The sequence below is a fragment of the Pseudomonas sp. HB05 genome (assembly GCF_016756915.1).
Taxonomy (GTDB): domain Bacteria; phylum Pseudomonadota; class Gammaproteobacteria; order Pseudomonadales; family Pseudomonadaceae; genus Aquipseudomonas; species Aquipseudomonas alvandae.
In genome coordinates this window covers 18,523-43,826 of sequence record NZ_JAESPG010000037.1, presented here as the reverse complement: position 1 = coordinate 43,826, position 25,304 = coordinate 18,523, and the positions used below count along the sequence as shown (strand labels likewise).

At 60.3% G+C, this 25,304-nt stretch carries 24 protein-coding genes and 1 tRNA gene; 7 read left to right on the top strand and 18 right to left on the bottom strand.

Annotated features, from left to right (window positions below; all coding sequences use genetic code 11):
• Positions 1 to 137: 137 nt before the first annotated feature.
• Complete coding sequence (locus tag JMN22_RS24005; RefSeq protein WP_198798028.1) at positions 138 to 1,211, bottom strand: fatty acid desaturase; 1,074 nt, start codon at positions 1,209 to 1,211, stop codon at positions 138 to 140.
• A gap of 100 nt (positions 1,212 to 1,311) precedes the next feature.
• Here JMN22_RS24005 and JMN22_RS24000 point away from each other — a divergent pair, with 100 nt between their 5' ends.
• Positions 1,312 to 2,316, top strand: coding sequence for an AraC family transcriptional regulator (locus tag JMN22_RS24000; RefSeq protein WP_030138487.1), 1,005 nt, complete (start codon positions 1,312 to 1,314; stop codon positions 2,314 to 2,316).
• Between the two features lie 199 nt (positions 2,317 to 2,515).
• Here the strand turns inward: JMN22_RS24000 and JMN22_RS23995 are convergent, their stop codons facing one another.
• Positions 2,516 to 3,202 carry a Crp/Fnr family transcriptional regulator gene (locus JMN22_RS23995; RefSeq protein ID WP_198798027.1) on the bottom strand — a complete coding sequence of 229 codons (687 nt, stop codon included), beginning with the start codon at positions 3,200 to 3,202 and terminating at the stop codon, positions 2,516 to 2,518.
• An 87-nt stretch (positions 3,203 to 3,289) separates the two neighbouring features.
• On the opposite strand from JMN22_RS23995, the gene JMN22_RS23990 reads away from it, so the two are divergent.
• Positions 3,290 to 3,814 carry an Mpo1 family 2-hydroxy fatty acid dioxygenase gene (locus JMN22_RS23990; protein ID WP_030138489.1) on the top strand — a complete coding sequence of 175 codons (525 nt, stop codon included), beginning with the start codon at positions 3,290 to 3,292 and terminating at the stop codon, positions 3,812 to 3,814.
• A 216-nt stretch (positions 3,815 to 4,030) separates the two neighbouring features.
• On the opposite strand, the gene JMN22_RS23985 is transcribed toward JMN22_RS23990, so the two are convergent.
• The 5 genes from JMN22_RS23985 to oscA all read right to left on the bottom strand — a co-directional run bounded on the left by JMN22_RS23985 (position 4,031) and on the right by oscA (position 8,212).
• Positions 4,031 to 5,020, bottom strand: coding sequence for a sulfate/molybdate ABC transporter ATP-binding protein (locus JMN22_RS23985; protein WP_198798026.1), 990 nt, complete (start codon positions 5,018 to 5,020; stop codon positions 4,031 to 4,033).
• A gap of 3 nt (positions 5,021 to 5,023) precedes the next feature.
• Positions 5,024 to 5,893: a sulfate ABC transporter permease subunit CysW gene (gene cysW, locus JMN22_RS23980; protein ID WP_024618577.1), complete on the bottom strand. Its 870-nt coding sequence runs from the start codon at positions 5,891 to 5,893 to the stop codon at positions 5,024 to 5,026.
• Between the two features lie 13 nt (positions 5,894 to 5,906).
• On the bottom strand, positions 5,907 to 6,725 hold the full coding sequence (gene cysT, locus JMN22_RS23975) for a sulfate ABC transporter permease subunit CysT (protein ID WP_039594204.1): 819 nt from the start codon (positions 6,723 to 6,725) through the stop codon (positions 5,907 to 5,909).
• A gap of 155 nt (positions 6,726 to 6,880) precedes the next feature.
• Positions 6,881 to 7,894: a sulfate ABC transporter substrate-binding protein gene (locus JMN22_RS23970; protein ID WP_198798025.1), complete on the bottom strand. Its 1,014-nt coding sequence runs from the start codon at positions 7,892 to 7,894 to the stop codon at positions 6,881 to 6,883.
• 135 nt (positions 7,895 to 8,029) lie between these two features.
• The gene (gene oscA / locus JMN22_RS23965; protein ID WP_003186967.1) at positions 8,030 to 8,212 is read right to left on the bottom strand and encodes a sulfur starvation response protein OscA; all 183 of its coding nucleotides are present in this window, start codon (positions 8,210 to 8,212) and stop codon (positions 8,030 to 8,032) included.
• A 489-nt stretch (positions 8,213 to 8,701) separates the two neighbouring features.
• Between oscA and JMN22_RS23960 the strand changes: the two genes are divergently transcribed.
• Positions 8,702 to 9,085, top strand: coding sequence for a DUF6124 family protein (locus JMN22_RS23960; protein ID WP_198798024.1), 384 nt, complete (start codon positions 8,702 to 8,704; stop codon positions 9,083 to 9,085).
• A gap of 171 nt (positions 9,086 to 9,256) precedes the next feature.
• On the opposite strand, the gene dibA is transcribed toward JMN22_RS23960, so the two are convergent.
• A complete protein-coding gene (dibA, locus tag JMN22_RS23955) occupies positions 9,257 to 11,164 on the bottom strand; it encodes a phosphodiesterase DibA (protein WP_198798023.1) in 1,908 nt (635 codons plus the stop codon).
• A 145-nt stretch (positions 11,165 to 11,309) separates the two neighbouring features.
• On the opposite strand from dibA, the gene desA reads away from it, so the two are divergent.
• Both desA and JMN22_RS23945 read left to right on the top strand, forming a co-directional pair.
• Positions 11,310 to 12,494: a delta-9 fatty acid desaturase DesA gene (desA, locus tag JMN22_RS23950; protein ID WP_030142190.1), complete on the top strand. Its 1,185-nt coding sequence runs from the start codon at positions 11,310 to 11,312 to the stop codon at positions 12,492 to 12,494.
• A gap of 319 nt (positions 12,495 to 12,813) precedes the next feature.
• Entirely contained in the window at positions 12,814 to 13,803 is a 990-nt protein-coding gene (locus JMN22_RS23945; protein WP_030142191.1) for a GGDEF domain-containing protein, read from the top strand.
• Between the two features lie 148 nt (positions 13,804 to 13,951).
• Here JMN22_RS23945 and JMN22_RS23940 read toward each other — a convergent pair whose 3' ends face one another.
• The 3 genes from JMN22_RS23940 to gabD form a co-directional block, all read right to left on the bottom strand.
• Complete coding sequence (locus tag JMN22_RS23940) at positions 13,952 to 15,166, bottom strand: response regulator (RefSeq protein WP_198798022.1); 1,215 nt, start codon at positions 15,164 to 15,166, stop codon at positions 13,952 to 13,954.
• Positions 15,167 to 15,314: 148 nt separating this feature from the next.
• Positions 15,315 to 16,592, bottom strand: coding sequence for a 4-aminobutyrate--2-oxoglutarate transaminase (gabT, locus tag JMN22_RS23935; protein WP_030142193.1), 1,278 nt, complete (start codon positions 16,590 to 16,592; stop codon positions 15,315 to 15,317).
• Positions 16,593 to 16,764: 172 nt separating this feature from the next.
• A complete protein-coding gene (gene gabD, locus JMN22_RS23930; RefSeq protein WP_030142194.1) occupies positions 16,765 to 18,207 on the bottom strand; it encodes an NADP-dependent succinate-semialdehyde dehydrogenase in 1,443 nt (480 codons plus the stop codon).
• 349 nt (positions 18,208 to 18,556) lie between these two features.
• On the opposite strand from gabD, the gene JMN22_RS23925 reads away from it, so the two are divergent.
• Positions 18,557 to 18,633, top strand: a tRNA-Arg gene (locus JMN22_RS23925).
• Positions 18,634 to 18,814: 181 nt separating this feature from the next.
• On the opposite strand, the gene JMN22_RS23920 is transcribed toward JMN22_RS23925, so the two are convergent.
• The 4 genes from JMN22_RS23920 to JMN22_RS23905 form a co-directional block, all read right to left on the bottom strand.
• Entirely contained in the window at positions 18,815 to 19,552 is a 738-nt protein-coding gene (locus tag JMN22_RS23920) for a hypothetical protein (protein ID WP_198798021.1), read from the bottom strand.
• Between the two features lie 261 nt (positions 19,553 to 19,813).
• Positions 19,814 to 20,665 (bottom strand): DNA damage-inducible protein D, encoded by an 852-nt coding sequence (dinD, locus tag JMN22_RS23915; protein WP_198798020.1) that lies wholly within the window; start codon positions 20,663 to 20,665, stop codon positions 19,814 to 19,816.
• Between the two features lie 131 nt (positions 20,666 to 20,796).
• Positions 20,797 to 21,156 carry a hypothetical protein gene (locus tag JMN22_RS23910; RefSeq protein ID WP_198798019.1) on the bottom strand — a complete coding sequence of 120 codons (360 nt, stop codon included), beginning with the start codon at positions 21,154 to 21,156 and terminating at the stop codon, positions 20,797 to 20,799.
• A gap of 119 nt (positions 21,157 to 21,275) precedes the next feature.
• Positions 21,276 to 21,548 (bottom strand): hypothetical protein, encoded by a 273-nt coding sequence (locus tag JMN22_RS23905; protein ID WP_198798018.1) that lies wholly within the window; start codon positions 21,546 to 21,548, stop codon positions 21,276 to 21,278.
• Between the two features lie 168 nt (positions 21,549 to 21,716).
• Between JMN22_RS23905 and JMN22_RS23900 the strand changes: the two genes are divergently transcribed.
• Positions 21,717 to 21,965 carry a helix-turn-helix domain-containing protein gene (locus tag JMN22_RS23900; protein WP_198798017.1) on the top strand — a complete coding sequence of 83 codons (249 nt, stop codon included), beginning with the start codon at positions 21,717 to 21,719 and terminating at the stop codon, positions 21,963 to 21,965.
• Positions 21,966 to 22,216: 251 nt separating this feature from the next.
• On the opposite strand, the gene JMN22_RS23895 is transcribed toward JMN22_RS23900, so the two are convergent.
• The 3 genes from JMN22_RS23895 to JMN22_RS23885 all read right to left on the bottom strand — a co-directional run bounded on the left by JMN22_RS23895 (position 22,217) and on the right by JMN22_RS23885 (position 25,249).
• Positions 22,217 to 22,834 (bottom strand): hypothetical protein, encoded by a 618-nt coding sequence (locus JMN22_RS23895; RefSeq protein ID WP_198798016.1) that lies wholly within the window; start codon positions 22,832 to 22,834, stop codon positions 22,217 to 22,219.
• On the bottom strand, positions 22,831 to 23,403 hold the full coding sequence (locus tag JMN22_RS23890; RefSeq protein WP_198798015.1) for an RNA polymerase sigma factor: 573 nt from the start codon (positions 23,401 to 23,403) through the stop codon (positions 22,831 to 22,833). The genes JMN22_RS23895 and JMN22_RS23890 overlap by 4 nt, the downstream gene beginning before the upstream one ends.
• 169 nt (positions 23,404 to 23,572) lie before the next feature.
• Complete coding sequence (locus tag JMN22_RS23885; protein WP_198798014.1) at positions 23,573 to 25,249, bottom strand: vWA domain-containing protein; 1,677 nt, start codon at positions 25,247 to 25,249, stop codon at positions 23,573 to 23,575.
• Between the last annotated feature and the right edge of the window lie 55 nt (positions 25,250 to 25,304).

The following is a 25,304-nucleotide window of genomic DNA, read 5'->3' as shown; positions in this document are numbered from 1 at the left end:
TTTGTCGGGCCTTAAAGAACCCCCGTGTGGCGAGGGGATTTATCCCCGCTGGGCCGCGCAGCGGCCCTAAAAACTTGGGGCTGCTGCGCAACCCAGAGGGGATAAATCCCCTCGCCACAGAAGCTAAAGCTCCGCCCTCAGGCCTGAATCGCCTCCGCCTTTTCCCTCACAACGCTGTCCTCACCTGCAAACCGATTCGCCCGCCCAAACGTGCCGAAATCATTGAACCGTACGCCCATCTCCCGCATCACTTCATGCGCCACCGGCACCGTCATCTGGCGAATATAGAACGGCTCCTTCACCACGAAATGATGAATGCCATGGCTGCTCCCGAAGTTGAAGCAGAACGCCTGCAACGGCCACAACCACCAAGGATTCAACACCTGAGTCTGCTGGATGACATTGCCCGGCTCGATGTCGCCGTAGTAGTGCATGTTCGAGCTGACGAAGTGCAGGCAAAAGGTGCGCAGCACATTCGGGCCGATGATCACCACCGCGGCGATATCGATGACGTGCATCGTCGCCAGGGTGCTCGCTGACCAATCAATGGAAGTGCCCAACAGCCCAGCCACCGCGTTGATCCCATGGAAACCGAGGAACACGTACCAGGCGCCCCAGTGCAACAGCGCCAGCGGGAAGTACACCTTCAGCGTGCGCTTGAGGATGCTGCGCTTGTGTGCCCAGGTCTTGGCTCGCAGCAGGCGGATGAACGCCGACATCACGTTGTCACCGACCATCAGCAAGCGCGCCAGTCCCCATGGTTCGCCGTTGGTAATGGCCCGCTCTTCCATGTCCGCTTCGCTGCCGGACACCTTGTGGTGGTTGAGGTGCAGATGGCGGCGGATCCACGGGTTGATGGTGCTCGGCCGTGCCAGCCACACCAGGCCCATCATCAGGTTATGGGGCAAGCGCTGCTTGCGAAAATACATGCTGTGGATCAGGTCATGCTCCAGCTCGTGGGTCAGCGAGGCGAAAAACGCGTTGAGCAGCAGGCAGGCCCAACCGGCCAGGTAACCGTTGATGTAGAGCAGCGCCGAACCGATCATCCCCGCCAGGGCGAACGCCAGGATGCCCGCGCCCAACGCATCCTGATGCCGCAGGATCGGATAGCGCCGGCGCAATTCCTCGCCCCGGGCCAGGACAACCTGGCGAATGTGGACGGCTCGCTGTTGTGCATTCAATCGCTCTGGGCTTGCGCAAGTGCCGTGCATGGCTTACATCCTCTGTTAACGATGTGCTCATCCTGCCGGGCGTTGTCCCATCGGGTGGTAGCCGTAAACGCCAACCTGTTGACCGCAAGCGCCAATTGTCATGACCGAACCCACCTCCCTCGCCAGCTGGACCCGCGCCCTGCGCAAGCAGCTCGATGCACTGGGCCTGGACAGCCAGGCCTTGTGCGTGGAAGCGGGCCTGGACCCGGCGTTGATGGACGACCCGAACGCCCGCTACCCGCTCTCGGCCACCACGCGCCTGTGGACGTTGGCGGTGCAGGCCAGCGGCGACCCGGCGATCGGCCTGCGGGTGTCGCGCTTCGTCAGTCCCACCACGTTCCATGCGTTGGGCTACGCCTTGGTGGCCAGCGGCAGCCTGCGGGAGGTGTTCGAGCGGATCGTGCGGTATCACCCGGTGGTCAGCGATGCGCTGGCCTTGCAACTGAGCCGCGGCGAAGACCGCTATCGTTTCAGTCTCGATGTGCCGGCGGGACGCCCCGCCCCCGCCTTCGAAGCCATCGACGCGTTTGCCGCGATCTACGTGCGCACCTGCCGCAACCGACTGGGCCGCGACTACGCACCGCTGGCGGTCTACCTGCGCCGGCCGGAACCGCTGGACCCCAGCCCATGGCACAAGGTGTTTCGGGCACCGGTGCATTTCGATGCCGGCCAGGATTGCCTGGAATTCAGCCTCGTGGATTTCGACAGCCACCTGGACGACGCGAACCCGGAGCTGGCCGAACACAACGAAACCGTGCTCAAGCGCACCCTCGCCCAGCTCCAGCCACTGACCTGGGAGCGCAAGGTCCGCGCCGCCATCGAAGCCCAGTTGCCCGAAGGCGAACCCAGCGCCGAACGCATCGCCCAGGCCATGCACCTGAGCCTGCGCAGCCTGCAGCGACACCTGGCCGACGAAGGCTGCCGCTTCGACGCGCTGCTCAACGAATGCCGGGAGAATCTGGCGCTGCTACACCTGCGCGATCCGCAATGCTCGCTGAGTGAGGTCAGCTATCTGCTGGGCTTCGCCGACACCAGCAGCTTCAGCCGCGCGTTCAAGCGCTGGACGGGCATGACGCCGGGGCAGTTTCGGGATGGGTTGCGGTAGGGATTTGCAGTGCCTCGGCTGGCCCTATCGCGAGCAAGCTCGCTCCCACATTGGAAGCGGTGTGACCACAATAGCTGCGACAACACCAAGCCCCTGTGGGAGCGAGCTTGCTCGCGATGGCGGTGTATCAGTCACTATCGATGTCGACTGACCTGACGTCTTCGCGAGCAAGCTCGCTCCCACAGGGTCCAGGTCGGTTTCAGATTGTGGTCAGGGCTCGCAACCGTTCGATGTCGAGGATTTCGATTTCGCCATAACTCAGGTGAACAATGCCCTGCCCCTGCAAATCCTTGAGGATCTGGTTGGTGGTCTGGCGAGACAGGGATAGCATCAGTGCCAGTTGTTCCTGGGGCAATTGCAAGATCCGGCGCGCCGGTTCGATTTCGCCGTAGCCTTCGGCGATCATCAGCAGGCGGTGGGCCAAGCGGGCCGGGGCGGGCATCAGGCTCAGGTGTTCGAGATTGATGAACGTCAGGCGCAGTTTGTGGCTCATCAACAGGGCAAGATGACGCCAATGAACGGGTTGTTCTTCCAGAAAGGCCAGTAGCGCAGCCTGCGGCAAATGCAGCAACGAACATTGCCCGACGCCTACGGCGTCATGGGTGCGCGGCTGGCCGTCGAACAGGCAGATCTCACCGAACCAGTGGGGTGGCTCCACCACGCTCAGCAGCGCTTCCTTGCCCTGCTCGCTGACCGCACCGATGCGCACCGCCCCTTCGAGCACCGCGTACAAGCCACACGGCGGATCGCCGCGCTGGAACAGCCGTTGCCCCGGCGCCAGGCGGCGCACCCGCGACATGCCCAGCAGGCTAACCTGAAACTCGGCGGGCAAATGGCTGTACCAATGTCCGGTCAGCAGATGCGTGTGCCAGGGGTGCGAATTCATGGAAACTCCGGGACAAGTGTCGGCTAGCTGACAGAGCGCCTGGTGAAACCCGATCATCATGCAGGCATCACCTCAGGAGGAACAACAATGAAAAGCCTCGTCGATCATCTCAGTCAATACGCGGCCTACCACCGCGACCCGCGCAACATCGCCAGCCACTTCATCGGTATCCCGCTGATCTTCGTCGCCGTCGCCGTGCTGCTGTCACGGCCGGGATGGCCGGTTGGCGCGATCCTGGTTTCCCCGGCGCTGCTCGTGGCCGTCGCGAGTGCCTGGTTCTACCTGCGCCTGGAACTGCGCCTGGGTGTGCTGATGACCGTGCTGCTGGGTCTCGCCGTCTGGCTGGGCCAGGTGCTCGCCGCGCAGAGCACAGCGATCTGGTTGTCCAGCGGACTGGGCATGTTCGTGGTGGGCTGGGTGATCCAGTTTGTCGGTCATTATTACGAAGGGCGCAAACCGGCGTTCGTCGATGACCTCACCGGGTTGATTGTCGGGCCGTTGTTCGTGGTGGTGGAAGCGGGCTTCCTGTTGGGACTTCGCGGTGACCTGAAACGCGCCATCGAGGAGCGCGCCGGGCCGGTGGCGTTGCGCAACCAACGTTCGGCGGCCTGAAAGCTACGCCACGCAGGTAGCGGTTAGGCTATCTCTGTGGGAGCGAGCTTGCTCGCGATTGCGCTCGGCCAGTCACCGATGTGTCAACTGCTCCACCGCCATCGCGAGCAAGCTAGCTCCCACAATGGATCTCCATATGAATACCATTATTGTGTTCACTAAAGTTCTACTATGGGAGCGAGCCTGCTCGCGATGCTTTTGCTTGTTCTTTTGCTCTTAGAGGTTGGAAACTTTCTGCCAGACCTTCGGCTTGAAGAACAACGTCTCGCCCTTCGCCAACCCCACCAGGCTGTCGTGGTCCTTCACCACTTCGGCTTCGATCAACTCGCTCTGGCCCTCGACCTTCAAGGTCACCCGAGTGGTCGCGCCGAGCGGGCGAATGTCGCGCACTTCGGCGGCGTGATGATCTTCCAGCTCCGAGCGTGACAGCGAGACTTCGTGCGGGCGGAACAGTACATGCCGGTCCTCACCCAAATGCAGCCGGTTCGAGTCGCCGAGGAAGTGATACACGAAATCGCTGGCCGGGTTTTCATAGACGTCCCCCGGCGAGCCGATCTGTTCGATCACACCCTTGTTCATCACCACGATACGGTCGGCCACTTCCATGGCTTCTTCTTGGTCGTGGGTCACGAAGACCGAGGTCAAGTTGATGTCCTCGTGCAGCCGCGCCAGCCAGCGGCGCAATTCCTTGCGGACCTTGGCGTCGAGGGCGCCGAATGGTTCGTCCAGCAGCAATACCTTGGGCTCCACCGCCAACGCGCGGGCCAGGGCGATACGCTGGCGCTGGCCGCCGGACAGCTGCTCCGGGTAGCGGTCGGCGAGCCAATCCAGTTGCACCATGTTCAGCAGCTCGTGGACCTTGGTCGCGATCTGGCTTTCGCTCGGGCGCTGGCCCTTGGGTTTCATGCGCAGACCGAAGGCGACGTTGTCGAACACCGTCATGTGGCGGAACAAGGCGTAGTGCTGGAACACGAAACCGACGTTGCGATCACGCACGTCGTGGCCGGACACGTCCTCGCCGTGGAAGACGATGCTGCCCTGGTCCGGGGTTTCAAGGCCGGCGATGATCCGCAGCAAGGTGGTCTTGCCACAACCCGACGGCCCCAGCAGCGCCACCAGCTCGCCGCTCTGGATGTCCAGGCTGATCTCGTCCAGTGCCCTGAACGCGTTGAAATTCTTGCTGACGTTACGGACTTCGATCGACATGACTTATTCCTCCGCGGCGCTGGCGCGCAGGCGGTTGATTCGGTTTTCGCTCCACTGCTTGAGCAGCAGGATGAAGAGCGCCAGGATCAGCAACAGGCTCGCCACGGCGAACGCGGCCACGTGGTTGTATTCGTTGTAGAGGATCTCGACGTGCAGCGGCAGGGTGTTGGTCACCCCGCGAATGTGCCCGGAGACCACCGACACCGCGCCGAACTCACCCATGGCCCGGGCGGTACACAGCACCACGCCATAGATCAGGCCCCACTTGATGTTCGGCACGGTGACATGCCAGAACATCTGCCAGCCATTGGCGCCCAGCAGGCGCGCGGCCTCTTCTTCCTGGGTGCCTTGTTCCTGCATCAGCGGGATCAACTCACGGGCCACGAACGGCACGGTGACGAAGATTGTCGCCAGGACGATGCCCGGCAGCGCGAACACGATCTGGATATCGTGATCCGACAGCCACGGCCCGAACAGGCCCTGGGCGCCGAACATCAGCACGTAGACCAGGCCCGCGATCACTGGCGACACCGAGAACGGCAGGTCGATCAGCGTCACCAGCATGCTCTTGCCACGGAATGAATATTTGCTCACGCACCACGCGGCACTGACGCCGAACACCAGGTTCAGCGGCACCGAGATCAGCACGGCGATCACCGTGAGCTTCAACGCCGACAGTGCGTCAGGTTCGAAGATCGCGGTGAAGAACGCCCCCAGCCCGAGCTTCAGGCCCTGGGACACGACGATGAACAACGGCAACAGCAGAAACAGCGCAAAAATCAGCCAGCCGAGGCCGATCAGCACGCGCCGCGACGTCGCGCTGCCACGACGGGCAGCGTTGGTGGAGGCAGCGGAAATAGACGATTGGGACATGGTTCGCGCCTCCTTATGGGGTTTCGATGCGCCGCTGCAGCAAGTTGATCAGCAGCAACAGGACGAAGGAAACCACCAGCATCAGCACGCCGATGGAAGTGGCGCCGGTGTAGTCGTATTGGTCGAGCTTGACCATGATCAGCAGCGGCAGGATCTCGGTTTTCATCGGCATGTTGCCGGCGATGAAAATCACCGAACCGTACTCGCCCACACCCCGGGCAAAGGCCAGGGCGAAGCCGGTCAACCAGGCAGGCAACAGCGCCGGCATCAGGATATGGCGGAACACTTGCCACGGTTTCGCACCCAGGCACGCGGCGGCTTCTTCGACTTCACGGGGAATGTCGGCCAGCACCGGCTGCACCGTGCGCACCACGAACGGCAGCGTCACGAAGGTCAGCGCCAGGGTAATGCCCAGCGGGGTGTAGGCGATCTTGAAACCCAGGTCGGTGGCGAATTGACCCACCAGGCCGGTCGGCGCGTACAACGCCGTCAGCGCGATGCCGGCCACGGCGGTGGGCAGGGCGAACGGCAGGTCGATCATCGCGTCGATGATCTTGCGGCCGGGGAAGGTGTAGCGCACCAGCACCCAGGCCAGCAACGTGCCGATCACGCCATTGATGATCGCGGCGTACAGCGCGGTGCCGAAGCTGAGCTTCAAGGCTGCCAGAACCCGCGGCGCCGAGATGATCGCCCAGAACTGCTCCCAGGTGAGTTGGGCGGCATGCACGAACATTGCCGCCAGCGGTATGAGCACAATCAGACTGAGGTACACCAGGGTGTAGCCCAGCGTCAGCCCGAAGCCGGGTATGACGGGGGATATGCGACGCGACATAAAGGTCCTTGGTTGAGAACGCACTTCCTGTGGCGTGGGAGCTTGCTCCCGCTGGGCTACGAAGTAGCCCCAGAAATTCTGGGAGCGCTTCGCACTCCAGCGGGAGCAAGCTCCCTCGCCACAATGAATTACGGCCTGGATCCGACTAGCCCAGCTTACTGCGCCTGATAGATCTGGTCGAACACCCCGCCATCGTTGAAGAATTTCGGCTGGGCCGTTTTCCAGCCGCCGAAGTCCTTGTCGATGGTCACCAGTTCCACCTTCGGGAACTGCCGGGAATACTTGGCGGCCACGTCCTTGTCACGCGGGCGATAGAAGTTCTTCGCAGCAATTTCCTGGCCGGCCGGGCTGTACAGGTGCTTGAGGTACGCTTCGGCGATCTCCGCATTGCCCTTTTTCTCGGCGTTCTTGTCCACCACCGCCACCGGCGGTTCGGCGAGGATCGACAGGGACGGCACGACGATGTCGAACTTGTCGGCGCCACCCTCCTCTTTCAGCGCCAGGAAGGCTTCGTTTTCCCAGGCCAGCAACACGTCGCCCTGACCGTTGTTGACAAAGGTGATGGTCGAGCCACGGGCGCCGGTGTCGAGGATCGGCACGTGCTTGAACAATGCCTGCACGTATTCCTTGGCCTTGGCCTCGTCGCCGCCGTTGGCTTTCAGGCCGTAGGCCCAGGCGGCGAGGAAGTTCCAGCGAGCACCGCCAGACGTTTTCGGGTTCGGCGTGATGACCGACACATCATTCTTGATCAGGTCGCCCCAGTCCTTGATGCCTTTGGGGTTGCCCTTGCGCACCAGGAAAACGATGGTCGAAGTGTAGGGCGTGCTGGCGTCCGGCAGGCGGGTTTGCCAGTCCGCTGGCAGGGACTTGCCCAGCTTGGCGATTTCATCGATGTCACCGGCCAAGGCCAGCGTCACGACGTCGGCGCGCAGGCCATCGATCACCGCCCGGCCTTGCTTGCCCGAGCCGCCGTGGGACTGCTGGATCTTCACGCTATCGTCCGGATGGGCTTTCTTCCAGAAATTGACGAATTCGGCGTTGTAGTCCTGGTACAGCTCGCGCGTCGGGTCGTAGGACACGTTGAGCAGCTCGTAATCCTTGGCGATGGCGGAACCTGCAAAAACAGCACTGGCCAGGGCGGCCAAGGCATAACGGCGAATCGGCGACATGGTGAAAGCTCCTGGAATTCTGGTTTTTATGGCTTCTGGAAATCGAGTGGCTTGTAGAAAAGATCGCAGCCTTTGGCAGCTCCTACACCTAGCCCCCCTGTAGGAGCTGCCGAAGGCTGCGATCTTTTTGGCGTTTCAAGACGGCTTATGACTCGGTTGTTGCAAGCGGAATTTTTCCTTGCGTTCGATCTGGACCACCTGGGCGTTGTGCACGGTGATCTCCACCGCGCCAAAGCGCAGGTCACGCAAAGCACTCTGGATCTCGCGCAAAATGGTTGCTTCGTCCTGGCCGTCAACGCTACGTAGGGATGCGCTCATGCTGCTGCTCCTTTGAATGATTGCCTGGCAGTGGGCGGCACTGCTTGCGGCGTGGGAGCAATACTAGATAAAGCGGGATATTCTTAAAAAGACTATTTAAGAATTTTTATATAACCAAAATGATGCTGGGATTTTGGCGTCCTACGACGGGCGTGATGGCGGGTCTTTTTACCTGCCATGTCGTCGGAGATTTCCTTCAATACGTGGTGCCTTTGATGAACTAGGCAGCACTGCCGAGCGCAGCTAACCTCTGATCGTCATCGCAAAAAACGGTGACACGGACGTGCAAGTCCGGTACATATCGGCGCGCAACTGCTATGCCAGCGGCACATGCTCGTATTGGCGTATTTATGGCGGCTGCGCGCGGGAGACTCTCGAGGTCTGCCGGGGTCCGATATGCCCGGTCTTGCACACCCGCGCACAGCTGCCACCCCTTCGGTGCAACGAAAGGTGCCAGCACCCACTCAATTACATATCGGAAATACAATCATGGCCAAAGTAACGCCTAATCCGCCAAAAGGCGGTCACAAATCCCGCGTCGAAAAACTCGAAGAAAAACGCCTGGAAGACGCCACCAACCGCGCCCTCGACTATTACCTCAAGCCCCACCCCACCTCACCGCCGGAATCTGACAAAGACCAGCTCTTCATCGTCTCCCCGCACATCGACACCGAAACCCTGCTCGCCAACGCTTCCGAAGACCTGCTCTCCATCAGCACCATCGCCGCCGACCTGGCCGACGACATCGACGAATCACGCCGTTGCGTCGCCCTGGCGATCAGTCGCATGGCCGATGGGGTTCAGTTGTTGGTTGAACGAGCATTGGATCATTTGGAAACGAAGGGGGTGGCGGCGCCTGCAGCCAAGGGTTAGCGCTGTGTCATTTCGGTATTGATGTCAGCCGAGCCGACGCCATCGTCGGATCGCCGCCCGGAGCAAGCCCGCTCCCACAATGAACCGATTTGTGTCAGGAGAAACAGGTCAACTGTGGGAGCGAGCTTGCTCGCGATGGCGGTGCATCAGTCGACATCAATGCCGCGGGGATCAAGCAATCACCGGCGCCCGCTCCCAATCCAACTGCACCGCCGCCACCGGCCGGCCAAACCAATACCCCTGCCCCAACTCACAAGCCTGGCCCAGCAAAAACGCCGCCTGCTCACGCTGCTCAATACCTTCGGCATGCACCTGCATGCCCATGCTGTGGGCCAGGGCAATGATCACGCGGACGATCGCCACGTCGTCCTCGTCCCACGGCAGCCCGGCGACAAAGCCCTGGTCGATCTTCAGTTTCTGCACCGGTAGGCGCTTGAGCCGCAGCAGCGACGAATAACCCGTGCCGAAGTCATCGATGGCCAGCCGCACGCCCAATTCGCGCAAGCGATGCATTTGTTCCAGCGCGACTTCCGGGTCTTCCATGACTGCGCTTTCGGTGACTTCCAATTCGAGGAAAGCCGGATCGAGGCCGGTCTCGTGCAGCACGCGAGCAACTTGCTCATACAGTTCACGCCGGGCGAACAAGCGGCTGGACACGTTGACCGCGACGAACGAAAGGGCCACGCCCGCCTGCTGCCACTGACACATCTGCCGGCAGGCCTGCTCCATGACCCAGGCATCGATCTGGGCGATCAGCCCCGTACGTTCGGCGATGGGAATGAACTCTGCCGGAGAAACCAGCCCACGCGTTGGATGCTCCCAGCGTACGAGCGCCTCGACGCCCACCAGACGGCTGGTCGCCAGGTCGTGCACCGGTTGGTAATGCACCCGCAACTCCTCTTGCTGCAGGGCGCGTCGAAGTTCGAAAGCGACTTCGACCCGTTGCTGAGCGTGGGCGGTGAGCTCTTCGGTGTACAGGGCGTAGCCATCCCGTCCGCTGCTCTTGGCCTTGAACAGCGCCGAATCGGCGTTGCGCAACAGTTGACCAGCGCTGAGGGCATCGCCGGGGAACAGGCTGATACCGATGCTGGCGTTGACAAACAGGGATTGCTCGCCGAGCTGCAACGGCTCTTTCAATGCATCGAGGATGCGCCGGGCCAACGCCGCTGCCTGCCCAGGCTGGGAGCAGTTTTCCACCAGCACCGCGAATTCGTCACCGCCCAGCCGGGCCAGGGTGATGCCCGGCGCAAACAGGTCGAGAAAGCGCTTGGCCACGCCCTTGAGCAACTCATCACCCACGCTGTGGCCCAGGCTGTCGTTGATGTTCTTGAAATGGTCGAGATCCAACAGCAACAGCGCACACCCGCGCTTGTGAAGCTGCGCCGAGGCCACGGCCTGTTCGGTACGATCGGAAAACAGCAGGCGATTGGGCAGGCCGGTCAGCGGGTCGTGATGGGCCAGGTGCGCCAGCTCATGCTCCGAATCCTTGATCGCACTGATGTCGGAAAACACCGCGACGTATTGGCTGACTTCGCCGTTGTCGTCGACGACGGCACGGATGGTCTGCCATTGCGGGTAGATTTCGCCGCTTTTGCGGCGGTTCCAGATTTCGCCGCTCCATTCGCCGCGGCTGGACAACGACGCAAACATATCGCGATAGAAAGCCGGTCCGTGCCGGCCGGATTTGAACAGATTGGGTTGGCGCCCCAATACTTCATCCCGGCCATAACCGGTGATCGCCATGAACGCCCGGTTGACGTGCACGATCAGGCCCTGGCGGTCCGTGACCAGGACCCCTTCGCGGGTGCAATCGAAGACAGCGGCGGCCTGGCGCAATCGTTCACGGTCGAGGCTGCCCTCGCCCTTGTCGAAACACCGCACGATCCGCACCCGAGCCATGAACATCAGCCCGGCGCTGACCAGCACCCAGGCATAACCGTTGATCAGTTGCCAGCGAAGCCGGTCGGCGGAATGATCGAAGAAACTGCTCAATAAATAACCAACCAGCTGCAGCCAGGCGACGGATAGCAGAAGGTAAAGCAGTGCTCCACGCATGGCAGTGCGTTGGTAGACAGTCATGCGGTCATCCATGTCCCTGTAATGTGAGGGGATTATAGAGTAAGAAACATCCTGCCACTCTTATCTGAAAGGCCGACTGGTTTTATCGGTCGAGCTGGTGATAATGCAACGGCAGTTTCTATTTTTATCGAGGGCCCTACAGCCTATGTGGTACGAAGGTTTTCTTGGCTTGTCGCCCTGGTCGCTGGTGGCAGTCACCTTGCTGATGACCCATGTGACGATCATCAGCGTCACGGTCTACCTGCACCGTTATTCGGCCCACCGTTCCCTGGAACTCAACGCCGGCCTCAAACATTTTTTCCGCTTCTGGCTGTGGCTGACCACAGCGCAGAACACCCGCGAGTGGACGGCCATCCACCGCAAGCACCACGCCAAATGCGAAACCGAGGATGACCCCCACAGCCCGGTCATCAAAGGCTTGTCCACGGTACTGCGCAAAGGCGCCGAGCTGTATCGCGCCGAGGCGCAAAACCCGGAAACCCTGCGTATCTATGGCAAGAACTGCCCGGAAGACTGGATCGAGCGCAACCTCTATAGCCGCTTCCCTTTGTTGGGCGTGGCGATCATGGGCGTCATCGACCTGCTGCTGTTCGGCACGATCGGCATCACCATCTGGGCCATCCAGATGATGTGGATCCCCGTCTGGGCCGCCGGCGTGGTCAACGGCCTGGGGCATGCCGTGGGTTACCGCAACTTCGAATGTCGCGACGCGGCGACCAACCTGGTGCCCTGGGGCATCCTGATCGGTGGCGAAGAGCTGCACAATAACCACCACACCTACCCCAATTCGGCCAAGCTGTCGGTGCGCAAATGGGAATTCGACCTGGGCTGGGCCTGGATCAAGGTCTTCAGCTTCCTGCGCCTGGCGAAGGTCCAGCGGGTCGCGCCGATCGCCCACCGTGTCGAAGGCAAGGGCCACCTGGACATGGACACCGCCATGGCAATTCTCAACAACCGCTTCCAGATCATGGCCCAGTACCGCCGGCTGGTCATCGCGCCGCTGGTCAAGCAGGAACTGGATAAAGTCGATCACTCCGTGCGCCACCAGTTTCATCGGGCCAAACGCCTGCTGTCACGGGAAACCAGCCTGCTGGACGATCGCCATCACCTGCGCATCCAGAACATGCTGGAGCACAGCCAGGCGCTGAAGGTGATCTACGAAAAACGCCTGGCCTTGCAGCAGATCTGGGTCAAGACCAGCAGCAACGGCCATGACATGCTCGCGGCCATCAAGGAATGGGTTCACGAGGCCGAGGCCAGTGGCATCCAGTCCCTGAGGGACTTTGCCGATCAGCTCAAGACCTACTCGCTGCGGCCGGCCACGGCCTGACAATCACTGTGGTGAGGGGCTCCTGTGGCGAGGGAGCTTGCTCCCGCTGGGCTGCGCAGCAGCCCTAAAACCTGATGGCTCGGTGTGTCAGGCTCACTCAAATTGGCTGTCTTGGGGCCGCTTCGCAGCCCAGCGGGGATAAATCCCCTCGCCACAGATTCAACCCCATACTTTGACTCGCGAAATCCCCCGCCCTTCGTCGCCTGAAAAGGAACTTCGCCCACAATCCCCTATCTCAAGAGCACTTCGCCATCCTGGCGGGCTTTGGAGTAAGCGCGTGCAAATCCATAGCAATGCACGTTCTTTGAGATTTGTGCCGATGGTCGACAAGAACCTACAGGATTCATCCCAGCCTCATTGGCCCGAAGCGGCCCAGACACTCATGGCGCTGATGCACGCCCAAGGCGAAGTGGCACGCCTGAGCGAGCGGGAGCAGTTGTTCAGTTCGTTGCTCGTCAGCGTCAATGCGGTGCTGTGGGCATTCAATTGGGAAACCCGGCAGGTGCTGTATGTCAGCCCCGCCTACGAACGGATTTTCGGTCGGCCCGCGGGCCTGGTACTGGCGGACTACAACGAGTGGCGTGACGCCATCTACCCGGACGACCTGGATTACGCCGAACGCAGCCTGGCCGAAGTGTTGGTCAAGGGGGCCGTCGAAGACCGCGAATACCGGATCATCGCCGCCGATGGGCAGATTCGCTGGCTAAGCGACAAATGCTTCATCAACCGCCAAGCCGACCCGGGACAGCCGGTGATCGTCGTCGGTATCGCCGAAGACATCACCGAGAAAAAACTGCTCGAAAGCGAACTGCAGCGGCTGGCGACCACCGATGTGCTGACCCAGAGCAGCAACCGCCGGCACTTCTTCGAGTGCGCCCATCGCGAGTTCGAGCAGGCTCGGCTGCAAGGCACGCCCATGGCGTTCCTGTTGCTGGACATCGATGATTTCAAGTTGATCAACGACACCTACGGCCATCAGGAAGGCGATACGGTGCTGCAGAAAATCGCTGAAAGCGGAAGGACCGTGCTCAGGCGTGGCGACCTGTTCGGGCGGATCGGCGGCGAGGAATTTGCCGCTGTGTTTCCAGGCTGCCCACCGGACATGGCGTTGCAGGTGGCCGAGCGCCTGCAACGGGAAATCCAACGCCTGGCGTTCCGCTGCGGGGAGCAGAACTTCGGCATCACAGTCAGCCAGGGCCTGACCGGGATCACCGCTGAAGACCAGACCCTCGATAGCTTGTTTGCCCGTGCTGACGCGGCGATGTACGAGGCCAAGCGCCAGGGTAAGAACCGCATAATCGCCGCCTGAGGCCAATCTCAGCGCAATCGAATCCGGCCATGCCGCTGATCCTGTGGGAGCGAGCTTGCTCGCGAAGGCGTCAGGTCAGTCGACATCAATATTGACTGGTACACCGCCATCGCGAGCAAGCTCGCTCCCACAGGGTTGGGCGGTGACTTTATTTACGGCGCAACCGCATCAATTCCGGCAACCCGATCTTCAGCAGACGCGCCGTGCGCCCCCGAGCGAGTTCTTCCAGGCCTTCATGGGCTGGCAAATGGGCCAGCTGCGCGGCCATGTTCATCACCAGCGCCTCGCGGGAATACACCCCACCACCGAGGCCATAGACCGCCGCGATCAATTCCCGCAGTTCCAGCGGCAGGCGCCAGCGGGTGCGCAGCGCCGAACCGAAACCGGCCCCGAACTGCTCGAGCGAATCCCCGACTTCCTCCGGCTCATCCAAATCGCCACCAGCCTGCTTCCATTCTTCCAGACAGCGCAGCAGCGCCAAGTCGCCCAAGCGATGCAACAGGCCCGCGCAATAACAGCGCTCCTGCTCCAGGTCCAGCATCCGGGCGATCGTCCGGGCGTATTCGGCAGTGTGCAGCGATAACTCCCAATAACGTTCGGCATAGTCCGCCAGGCACGGAACACTCAGCCTGGCACAGCGCTTGATGGTCAAGCCGAGGATCAGGTTCATGCTCTGTCCGGTACCGAGCTGGTGCAACGCCTGGGCCACGGTCTGTACCGGGCCGCCGCCCTGATGCTGGGCAGCGCTGTTGGCCGCGGCGATCAGCACGGCGGTGATCTGCGGATCGGTGCGGATCTCTTCTTCCAGTAGCTTCAGATCCAGCCCGCCGGGATTGAGGCTGCGCTTGATCGCCACTTGCACATCGGTCATCAACGGCGCGCCTTCGGCCAGGTCCCGTCGGCGCTCAAGGAACGTGGCCAACGTCAGCCCCGGCCCCGGGGTCGGCGCGGGATTGGAAGTGTCTTCGCCGCTCAGTAGCAAGCCTTGCAAACGCTGGGTCAGGTTCTCGCGGTTCAAGGGCTTGGTCAGGTACGCCGTCGGCGCCAGCGGCAAGACCTCGCGCACGCTGGCGCCGTCGTTGCGGCGGCTCACCAGGATGAACGGCAACGCCGGTGTACGGTGCTGCTGGCGCAAGCTGCGCAAAATGCTCAGGCCATCGACACCTGGCAACTCCCAGTCGGCGATCACCAGGTCATAGGGGTTATGCGCCAGCAATTCCAGGGCCTGCCGTCCCTCGTCACAGGTGTCCACCCGGGCATCGCAACGCACGCCCGACAAGACCTGTTCAAGCAGCTCCCTGGACGCTGGATCGGCCTCGGCGATCAGCACACGCGGTACAGCAGGTAAATCCACAGCAGTCATGCCGCATCGCTCCCTTGCAATACATGCACCTTAGACAATTGCGGCCGTTCCAGACAGTCCAAAAACACCGGCCCCTTTCCTCGGGCATGAAAAAACCCGCCGAAGCGGGTTTTTTGTGGATCAACGCACAGCTCAAGGCTCTTGAATATCAGAGCTCGGAGAAGCACTCTTCGATGATCGCCAGGCCTTTGTCCAGTTGCTCGTCTGGCGAAGTCAGCGGCACCAGCACCCGCAGGACGTTGCCGTAAGTGCCGCAGGACAGCAGGATCAAGCCCTTGTCACGGGCCTTGGCGACGACTTGCGCCACCGCGGCAGCGTTCGGCTTGTGGCTGTCGCCATTTTCGAACAGTTCCACGGCGATCATCGCGCCCAGGGCACGCACTTCACCAATCACCGGGTACTTTTTCTGGATAGCCTTGAGGCCAGTGACCAGGCGCTCGCCCACGGCCTTGCAGCGATCCAGCAGGTGTTCTTCTTCGAACACTTCCATCACCGCCAGCGCTGCGGCGCAAGCGATCGGGCTGCCCGCATAGGTGCCACCCAAGCCACCCGGCGCGATGGCATCCATGTACTCGGCCTTGCCGCACACACCGGCCAGCGGGAAGCCGCCAGCGATGGATTTGGCGAAGGTGGTCAGGTCGGCGGCGACGCCCATCTGCTCCATGGCGAAGAAGGTGCCGGTACGGCCAGCGCCGGTCTGCACTTCGTCAGCGATCAGCAGGATGCCGTGCTGGTCGCACAGGGCGCGCAGGCGCTTCATGAATTCTTTCGGCGCTACATAGAAACCACCCTCGCCCTGGACTGGCTCGATGATGATGGCGGCGATGTCACGCGGCTCGGCGTCGTTCTTGAAGATGCGCTCGATGCTGGCGATGGAATCGTCGATGCTCACGCCGTGCAATTCGTTCGGGTACAGCGCGCGGAAGATACCGCCGGGCATCAGGCCCATGCCGGCCGAGTACGGCACGACTTTACCGGTCAGGCCCAAGGTCATCATGGTGCGACCGTGGTAAGCGCCGGTGAAGGCGATCACACCGGCACGGCCAGTGGCGGCGCGGGCGATTTTCACGGCGTTTTCCACGGCTTCGGAACCGGTGGTGACCAGCAGGGTTTTCTTGGCGAAATCACCAGGAACCTTGGCGTTGATTTTTTCGCACAGTTCCACGTACGGCTCGTAGGCCAGGACCTGGAAGCAGGTGTGAGTCAGCTTGTTCAACTGTGCGGTCACGGCGGCGATGATTTTCGGGTGCACGTGGCCGGTGTTCAGCACGGCGATACCGCCAGCGAAGTCGATGAACTCGCGACCCTCAACGTCGGTTACCGTGGCGTTCTTCGCCGATTCGGCGAAGATCGGGTGGATCTGGCCGACGCCACGTGGAACAGCGGCGGTACGGCGGGCCATCAAGTCAGCGTTAGTCTTGCTCATTACAGTCCTCATTCGCCGCTCATCGGTCGGCGTGGCTCAAGGAATACATGGCGGGGAGGCAACTGCGACAGCATGCGATGATCGACTGCCACAGCGTTCCGGCCACAAGAAACAGAACGGGTGAAACGCGCAAAGGGACAGCGCTCTCGTGCCCCTTGCGCTTGAAGCGGTATCAGATACCCAGGCAGAGGTATTTGATTTCCAGGTAGTCCTCGATGCCGTACTTGGAACCTTCACGGCCCAGGCCCGAAGCCTTGATGCCGCCGAACGGCGCGACTTCGTTGGAGATCAACCCGGTGTTGACGCCAACCATGCCGTATTCCAGGGCTTCGGCCACACGGAACACACGGCCCAGGTCACGGGCATAGAAGTACGAAGCCAGGCCGAACTCGGTGTCGTTGGACATCGCGATCACTTCGGCTTCGTCTTTGAAGCGGAACAGCGGCGCCAGCGGGCCGAAGGTTTCTTCCTTCGCCACGGCGGCGTTTTTCGGTACGTTGGTCAGGATGGTCGGCTCGAAGAAGTTGCCTTCCATCTGCTTGCCGCCCGCCAGCACGGTGGCGCCTTTGCTGACGGCATCGGCGATGTGTTCCTGGACCTTGGCGACGGCTTTTTCGTCGATCAACGGGCCAGTGGTGGTGCCGTCTTCCAGGCCGTTGCCGATCTTGAGTTTGGCCACTGCGGCCTTGAGTTTTTCGGCGAACGCGTCGTACACCGAATCCTGGATGTACAGGCGGTTGGCGCAGACGCAGGTCTGGCCGTTGTTGCGGTACTTGGAAATGATCGCGCCTTCGACGGCCTTATCCAGGTCGGCGTCGTCGAACACAATGAATGGCGCGTTGCCGCCCAGTTCCAGGGAGACTTTCTTGATGTCCTTGGCGCATTCGGCCATCAGCTGGCGACCGATCTCGGTCGAGCCGGTGAAGGACAGCTTGCGCACGGTCGGGTTGCTGGTCAGCTCGCCGCCGATGTCGCCGGCGCTGCCGGTGACCACGCTCAGCACGCCTTGCGGAATACCGGCACGGTGCGCCAGTTCAACCAGGGCCAGGGCCGAGAACGGGGTTTGCGAAGCGGGCTTGATGACCATGGTGCAACCGGCAGCCAGGGCCGGGCCGGCCTTGCGGGTGATCATCGCCGCCGGGAAGTTCCACGGGGTAATGGCCGCGGTCACACCGATCGGCTGCTTGATCACGATCAGGCGCTTGTCGGGCTGGTGGCCAGGAATCACATCACCGTAGATGCGCTTGGCTTCCTCGGCGAACCATTCGATAAACGAAGCGGCGTAGACGATTTCGCCCTTGGCTTCGGCCAATGGCTTGCCCTGCTCCAGCGTCATCAGGCGACCCAGGTCGTCCTGGTTTTCGATCAGCAATTCGTACCAGCGGCGCAGCTTGTTGGCGCGCTCCTTGGCGGTCAACGCACGCCAGGCCGGCAGCGCCTTGTCGGCGGCTTCAATCGCACGACGGGTTTCGGCAGCGCCCATCTTCGGCACCGTGCCCAGTACTTCGCCCGTTGCCGGGTTGGTGACCTTGATCGTCTGACCATTGTCCGCATCGACCCAAGCGCCATCGATGAAGGCTTGCTGGCGGAACAACTGGGTGTCTTTAAGCTGCATGTCGGCTTTCCTTAACAGCACCGCGCGCACGCGGAGCGAATTAGAGTTGTAGAAAGGCGCCTTATGGGCTGCCGTCAGGGAAATCATTCACCGGGCTGAAGCACAGAAATAACGCACATAAGCACAGACGTGCGGTTCAGCACCCAGACAAGAGCGTTTGAAATCTCAAACGAATCCTAGGGCGGATGGGGGTGAAGGACAATAGGCTGTTCGAAAAAAAGAACGAAAAAGCCGCATTTGCCCGCTTTTTCTGATCAGCGTAGCCAAGAGCCGCCGAGCTGCCCAAAAACGCAGGCGATTCAGCAGCATGGACGCCCGCCATGCATATGAGTATCATGGCGCCCGCGTCGCACCAGTAGCTCAGCTGGATAGAGTACTGCCCTCCGAAGGCAGGGGTCGTGGGTTCGAATCCCGCCTGGTGCACCATACATGGAAAATCAAAAGCCCCAGCTCGCAAGAGCTGGGGCTTTTTTGTGGTCTCAGGGAAGGGAGATAATGACAAAAATGTGGATGGCCTACGGATCCCATAAGGGCTAGCCCAGCTTCCCGTACTGGAATTTATATCCACCATTTAACATCACCGAGCTTAATCTCAAGGAGTGCCAACTCAACCATAGCTAAGGCTGCTTTGGTATTTCACCCACCATTCTTCTGCCTCGATTAAAAGGCCCTGTAGATCAGCTTCTGATGACTCGCCAGACTTTAATGAGGCTCGCAACGTTTGGAATGTGTTAAATGGCAACGTGCCTAGTTGCATTTGCTCGTTCATCATCCTCTCCATTTCCTGTTTCATTACTGCTGAGGCGTGTTCCATATTTCTCAGCATATCTAACGCAGCCTTAAGTGATACGACGGGATCTCTATCCCACAGCTTCTTGCGCTCCATAAAAGCTTCAATAGCGGGCCCAACCTTGGCCTCACAAAAAAAAACTATGACAGTCAAAAAAGGTGACAGACGCGCAAAACTCCTCCCACCCCGCCTCTCAGTGAGAGTCGGAGGAGCCAGCGGACAGATGATGCCATTTATTTCGACTCCAGCATTCGTAACGTCTGCCCCCCGATGAATTATCGCGTGCCGAAGGAGCCGAACGTACTGGAAATTGTTTTTCCCTGAGTGACCGCCATATCCATCAAATATGGTTTCAATAGAATCATTGAATGACTTATCAAAATCACTCAGAAGCTCAATTGCACTGACTAAATATAAAAAATACTCTCCGTAAAACCGACGGGCGCTGGCGCTGAAAGTCAATGCGTTCATCGACTCGAATCCTCGATATGCTTCCATTTTTCGAGACCAGTACCAGTCGAGGCCATCGAGTAATTCGCCGTGCTTATCTTCCATATAGAACCTCCTAGATGATTGATGCTATTTCCTTTACGGCGCTCGTAAATAGCTGGACCATCAGACCAACGTCGGAAGGCTGTCATGAATTGATGCGAAAGAGACAGTAATAAACCACTTGTTTACTACTGCCACCAACCCTCAAGCCGCAAAAAACTGGTCAGACCGACGCCTCCATAACATACGGACAAGCAAAAAACGAGGCACAAGGACTCAAGATTGTTCTGCATCGACAATTGCAGCAGTGCACCTACTCATGCCTTACTCATCATCCAATCGCTCGACCAACTTCGGCAGTTTTTTTGCCTCAGCCGTATGTCGGCGCTCAATTTTTTTTAAATCTTCAGCGGCCGGCAACTGTTCGGGGACTATGCCACGGTCACTGAGCAAGGTGCGGACATCGGCATTGTTTTTCACATGCTCACTGGTGATCTGGCGTTCGCTAGAGAGATCGTCCTTCTTGATATTGAAGTTGGTGATCTCGTTTGCGAAATCCTTAGCCTTGATGGTAATGGTCGGTAAAAAGTCAGCCAGCGGGCGGCTCTGTGGCACACCGAGGCGCTCTTTCATTTGCTGGGTACCGACACCACCGAACAGTGCCTGGTCGCCCCGGCTGCGAATGCGGGCGAAGCTCTGATCCTCGCCCAGGCGCTCATAAATCACGCTGGATAACTGTTTTTCCGAGACGGTAAGTTTTTTGCGGGCGACCAGCCGTTCCCTTTCCGCCAGACGCTGCTCAATGAGTTCCTGCTTGCGGGTTTGCAGGGCAAAGTAAGTCTGGGCGAAGGCGATTGGTTCCTTGCTCGGATCGCCGTTTTGCGCGATCAGATAACAAGCATAGCGGGTAAGGGCTATGTCCTCGACAGCGCGTTGCGAGCCGGAACCGAGGCTGACCATTTTCGTGACGTCACGAAAATGGTCCTCGACTAGGCTCCCCGCCGCCTCACAGGAGGCTTTGGCCTTTTCGGTGATTTTGACGAAGTTTTCCCAGCGGGCATAGCCGAGCACCGCTTGGAGCTCACGGGCCAGCCAGAATTCAGTGGCGGTTTCCACGTGTCGCTGGACGATATTTTCGAAAGCGGTATGCAGTTTTGCAATCGAATCCTTTTTCATGGATAACGCTCCTTGTAGGTTTGAGCTAAGACTGACAGTGCGGCTTAGACATCGCCAGGCATTGGCGGATATTGTGAGCGATCACCGCCTCCAGTCTGCGGGACTCGTCATTCCGGTCAACTATACGCGCCTCACTCCCTCAGGCTCTCAATCACGCCTTGGGGATCGTCCATCTCGCTCCGGGTGATACCACCAAGCTCATTGAGCTGAGTAACCGCACTGCGCAACGAGATTTTTTCAAGCTTCTCGTAGGACTGAATGGACATTCTCCGCAGACGCCAGCCACCATGCGGTAGACCTTCCCATTCACCCTTTCCATGAATACGAACGTACTTGAGCAACATCTTGCCCAATTGTTCGGCCAGTGCGGGATTGGCTTCACAAAAAAGTGCTTCGCCACCAGCGCCCTCAATCCAAACAGGAACCGTCTCGCCCTTCCCACCAACAATATACAGACGTCCCTGAACGCTACCTTGCTGGATGATAACCATGGGAGGAATGGTTCTGTACTTTTGGGAGTTGAATAATGTTTGCAATTTCGTTAGCAGGGCACCGTCCTCTCGGTTTTACTCCATCCATGCAGCCATCTGGTGTACTGCCCGAGGGACGGTTACGCTCTGCCCGCACTATCAACGTTACGGCTCACGACTTCCAGCAAGTCTGATCCCTCTCGCAGCAGCAGATACGCCGCGTTGGTAAATCGATACAAATCCCCATCGTCGATGCCCTTGATCGTGACCGAAGTGATGCTTTCCAAAAGGTCAGTCCCGGCCTTGATGCGGCTGAGCGCACTGTCAATCAGCATTGCGGTGGGCATCTGGGTGTCAATCAGTAGGACGGGGCACTCGGGGTTGTTGGTTTGCAACGGTATGTAATGCGACATACGTATGACTCCTTGTCAGGCGAAACGATAAATGGATGAAACGGACTCCAGGCGTCAAGAGAGAGCCTGAACGCTCCGTTCTATCCGCCATTCAGATCAAAATACCTGAAATTCAGATATCCGAAAAGCAGATATAGCTTGGCGAAGCAAATCTCAATGGATGCAGCCATGACCAAAGCTATTTATCGACGCGAGCACGAGGTTTTTCTTCAGGTACTCAAGCGCATGCGCATCGAATCCGGGCTGACTCAGGCGCAGTGTTCGACAGCACTGGGCAGACCGCAGTCATTCATGAGCGATGTGGAGCGAGGGGTGCGAAGGCTGGATACGGTTCAGTTGCGGGATTTGTGTTTGGTTTTGGGCACGGATCTGACGAGTTTTTCAGCCGACTACGAAAAGGCGCTCAAGGGCGAATGATCCTTCAGCTTCTGGGGAACATTAGCATTTCAAAGTCTCGGTCATGGATCGTAGTGCAGTTCACTTATAGCTTGCGTGAACCATTGTGGCGAGGAAGCATGCCCCGTAGCGAGGCTGCGATCTTTCACCTGACGCTTGAAACTCAAGCGAAAGATCAAAAGATCGCAGCCTTCGACAGATCCTACAGCGCAGCCCAGCGGGAGCAAGCTCCCTCGCCACGGACGTTGTGCCTGCCTTTTGGTGCTCGGGCTTCAACGCTTGCGCAGCGCCTCCAACCGCGCCGGCAAGTCCTCCTCGGGAAAGCGCTTATGCAACGCCAGCAGCTTTTCATCAGCAGCCTTGCTCTCACCCTCCTCGCGCAAACGCAGGATCTCCAGCAAGCCTTCCTCCAGCGATGGCAGTGCAGCTGGCGCCGATTTGCTCATTTTCGCCGCAGGCTTTTCCGCCAAGGATTGCACAGGGCTTGCCGGGGCCCGGGCCAGTTCGCCCTGGGGCGCCATGCGGGTGATCGGGGCGGGGGCGGGCATGGCCGGCGGTGGTGCGGCGGCAACGGCGGGCTCCTGCCGATCGGCGGAAAACTCCATCGAGGCAGGTGAGGCCAGCTCGTCGTGGGGCACGGGTGACCGCAGCACCAGGCCGATCATCAGCGCCACGCCGGCCACCGTGGCGAATGCCATTTGCCAGCGCGGTCGTTGGCAGGCTTGCAGCCAGCGCTGCCACAGGCTTGGCGCGGGCGTCGGGGCTTCACGACGGGCGGCGGCCAGGATGAAGGCGTCCAGGGAGGCCGGCGGCTCGCCGCTGGTGTGTTGGCGGAAATGCTCGATGAGCCTTTCGTCGTCGAGGTCCGGGGTGTTTTTTGGGTCGATCATGCGGGTACCTCCTCGGCCAGCAGTCGCTGCAGTTTCTGCTGGGCGTAACGCAAGCGGCTCTTGACCGTTTCCAGCGGGGCACCGGTCAGGGCGGCAATCTGTGGCAGCTCCAGGTCGCCGTGCAGGCGCAGCAGGAAGACTTCGCGCTGGTCCTCGGGCAAGGCCTGCAACGCGGCGTCGAGACGCGCCTGGTCGCGACTCAGGCTCAGCTGTTGTTCGGGGCTGCTGGTGTCGTCGGGCTGGACGTGCAGCTGTTCGTCATAGCTGTCATGCAACGGATTGTGGACACCGTGTTTGCGCCAGTGGTCAATCAACCGGTTGCGGGCAATCTGGAACAACCAGGTGCGAAAACTCGCCCGGCCTTGTGGCTGGGTGGCGCTGCGGATCAGGCTGAGCCAGGTGTCCTGGAAGATTTCCTCCGCCAGTTCGGCCTTGTTGCTCAACGACACGAGAAAACGATAAAGCCCCTGCCGATGACGGGCATACAGGACTTCGAAAGAAGCCCCGTCGCCATTGCGGTAGCGGGCCAGCAACGCTTCGTCGCTAGGTGAATCAAGCGCTGCGGGCATGTGGGGGGCGAACTCCTTTCGATGTAGAACACGGCCTGCCGATTGTAGAGGACTCTGTGGGAGCCGGGCTTGCCCGCGAAGGCGGCGTGTCAGGCGAAACGTCTGTGCCTGACACGCCGCCTTCGCAGGCAAGCCAGCTCCCACATTTTGATCCTCGTTATGCGCAGGATCAGCGCTTGGCCGCAGGCTCGAGGCTCTGGGCCAACTCCACCAACTGCACGAACTCCGAGCGCAACCCAAACGGATCATCGCCGCGGGCCGAGCGCGCCAGTTGGGCGGTGTCCTTCAGGCTCATCGTGCCAGTGTAGCGTCCATCGCCCTTGAGCTGCTGGGCAAAGGCGGCCACGGACGCGGCGAAGCGCAGGTCATCGCTGGGTTGTTTTTCGCTCTGCACACTGGCAATGGGATGCTCGATCAAGCGACTGCTACCGCCCTCGACCGGTTTGTAGCGTACACGCAACATCGCCAGTTCACCGGACTTGCCGTCCGACTTCGGCGCGTTGCCATAACGCAGTGGTTCCAACCAGCCCGGCGTGCCCTTCGGAACGATTTCATACAACGCCGTCACTGTATGCCCGGCGCCAATCTCGCCCGCGTCAACTTTGTCGTTGTTGAAATCCTCACGCTTCAACGCGCGGTTCTCATAGCCCAGCAGTCGATACTCACTGACCTGGGCCGGGTTGAACTCCACCTGCAACTTCACATCCCGCGCCACCACGGCCAAGGTGGAGCTGAGTTGGTCCACCAGGACCTTGCGCGCTTCGAGCAGGTTATCGATGTAGGCGTAGTTACCATCGCCAGCGTCAGCCAATTGCTCCATCAAGTGTTCGTTGTAGTTATCCACACCGAAGCCCAGCGTCGTCAGGGAAACGCCGCTCTTGCGCTGATCCGTCGCCATCTGCTTGAGGCTGTCGAAGTCGCTGATGCCGACGTTGAAATCGCCATCGGTGGCCAGCAGGATGCGGTTGATGCCGTTATCGATGAAGCTCTCCCGGGCCATCTGGTAGGCCAGCTCGATACCCGAGGCGCCCGCGGTGGAACCACCAGCATTGAGCTGGTCGATGGCGTTGCGGATTTTCACCTTGTCGCGACCCGAGGTCGGCTTGAGCACCACCCGGGATTCGCCGGCATAAACCACCAAGGACACGCGATCCTGGTCGCGCAATTGATCCACCAGCAGTTTCAGCGTGCTCTTGACCAGCGGCAGGCCTTCACGCCGGTCCATGGAACCGGACACATCCACCAGGAACACCAGGTTGGCCGGGGCCAACTCCGCTACGGCGCGATCGGACGCCTTGATGCCGATGCGCAACAAACGGGTATGGGGATTCCACGGCGACGGGGCGATTTCGGTCGTTACGCCAAACGGCGAGCCATCGGTGGGCAAGGCGTAGTGATAAGGGAAGTAATTGACCATCTCCTCCAAGCGCACGGCGCCCTCGGGCGGCAGGCTGCCCTGGTTGAGGAGACGTCGCACGTTGGCGTAGCTGCCGGTATCGACGTCCACGCTGAAGGTCGATACTGGCGTCTCGGCGACGCTATGGACGGGGTTGTCCGGCAGTTTTTCGTATTGTTCGCGGGGCTCGGCACGGTAACCCTCGGCAATGGAATCGCTCGCCACGCTTGGGGCAGGCATCGCTGCCGGTTTCATGAGCATGCGCTTGACCGTCGGCTGACGCACTTCGGCGATCTCGCCTTGCGGTACAACACTGGGCGCCACGACCACCGGTTCCGCCGGCTTGGCAGTCTCCCGGGACGAAGACAACCCACAACCGGCCAACGTCACCAGCATCGTGACAGCAAAGCCCTGGGCGGCAGGACGCATAAAAGAAAGTGGACGGGACATGGGCTGAACCTCGTGAATGGATGATCCGTACGCAAGGTCAGACGCGAGGCCTGTG

Bases quoted from the DNA above. Each gene is read 5' to 3' on its own strand.
- JMN22_RS24005 (WP_198798028.1), bottom strand. From the start codon at position 1,211: ATGCACGGCACTTGCGCAAGCCCAGAGCGATTGAATGCACAACAGCGA.
- JMN22_RS24000 (WP_030138487.1), top strand. From the start codon at position 1,312: ATGACCGAACCCACCTCCCTCGCCAGCTGGACCCGCGCCCTGCGCAAG.
- JMN22_RS23995 (WP_198798027.1), bottom strand. From the start codon at position 3,202: ATGAATTCGCACCCCTGGCACACGCATCTGCTGACCGGACATTGGTAC.
- JMN22_RS23990 (WP_030138489.1), top strand. From the start codon at position 3,290: ATGAAAAGCCTCGTCGATCATCTCAGTCAATACGCGGCCTACCACCGC.
- JMN22_RS23985 (WP_198798026.1), bottom strand. From the start codon at position 5,020: ATGTCGATCGAAGTCCGTAACGTCAGCAAGAATTTCAACGCGTTCAGG.
- cysW (WP_024618577.1), bottom strand. From the start codon at position 5,893: ATGTCCCAATCGTCTATTTCCGCTGCCTCCACCAACGCTGCCCGTCGT.
- cysT (WP_039594204.1), bottom strand. From the start codon at position 6,725: ATGTCGCGTCGCATATCCCCCGTCATACCCGGCTTCGGGCTGACGCTG.
- JMN22_RS23970 (WP_198798025.1), bottom strand. From the start codon at position 7,894: ATGTCGCCGATTCGCCGTTATGCCTTGGCCGCCCTGGCCAGTGCTGTT.
- oscA (WP_003186967.1), bottom strand. From the start codon at position 8,212: ATGAGCGCATCCCTACGTAGCGTTGACGGCCAGGACGAAGCAACCATT.
- JMN22_RS23960 (WP_198798024.1), top strand. From the start codon at position 8,702: ATGGCCAAAGTAACGCCTAATCCGCCAAAAGGCGGTCACAAATCCCGC.
- dibA (WP_198798023.1), bottom strand. From the start codon at position 11,164: ATGACTGTCTACCAACGCACTGCCATGCGTGGAGCACTGCTTTACCTT.
- desA (WP_030142190.1), top strand. From the start codon at position 11,310: ATGTGGTACGAAGGTTTTCTTGGCTTGTCGCCCTGGTCGCTGGTGGCA.
- JMN22_RS23945 (WP_030142191.1), top strand. From the start codon at position 12,814: ATGGTCGACAAGAACCTACAGGATTCATCCCAGCCTCATTGGCCCGAA.
- JMN22_RS23940 (WP_198798022.1), bottom strand. From the start codon at position 15,166: ATGACTGCTGTGGATTTACCTGCTGTACCGCGTGTGCTGATCGCCGAG.
- gabT (WP_030142193.1), bottom strand. From the start codon at position 16,592: ATGAGCAAGACTAACGCTGACTTGATGGCCCGCCGTACCGCCGCTGTT.
- gabD (WP_030142194.1), bottom strand. From the start codon at position 18,207: ATGCAGCTTAAAGACACCCAGTTGTTCCGCCAGCAAGCCTTCATCGAT.
- JMN22_RS23920 (WP_198798021.1), bottom strand. From the start codon at position 19,552: ATGGAAGATAAGCACGGCGAATTACTCGATGGCCTCGACTGGTACTGG.
- dinD (WP_198798020.1), bottom strand. From the start codon at position 20,665: ATGAAAAAGGATTCGATTGCAAAACTGCATACCGCTTTCGAAAATATC.
- JMN22_RS23910 (WP_198798019.1), bottom strand. From the start codon at position 21,156: ATGGTTATCATCCAGCAAGGTAGCGTTCAGGGACGTCTGTATATTGTT.
- JMN22_RS23905 (WP_198798018.1), bottom strand. From the start codon at position 21,548: ATGTCGCATTACATACCGTTGCAAACCAACAACCCCGAGTGCCCCGTC.
- JMN22_RS23900 (WP_198798017.1), top strand. From the start codon at position 21,717: ATGACCAAAGCTATTTATCGACGCGAGCACGAGGTTTTTCTTCAGGTA.
- JMN22_RS23895 (WP_198798016.1), bottom strand. From the start codon at position 22,834: ATGATCGACCCAAAAAACACCCCGGACCTCGACGACGAAAGGCTCATC.
- JMN22_RS23890 (WP_198798015.1), bottom strand. From the start codon at position 23,403: ATGCCCGCAGCGCTTGATTCACCTAGCGACGAAGCGTTGCTGGCCCGC.
- JMN22_RS23885 (WP_198798014.1), bottom strand. From the start codon at position 25,249: ATGTCCCGTCCACTTTCTTTTATGCGTCCTGCCGCCCAGGGCTTTGCT.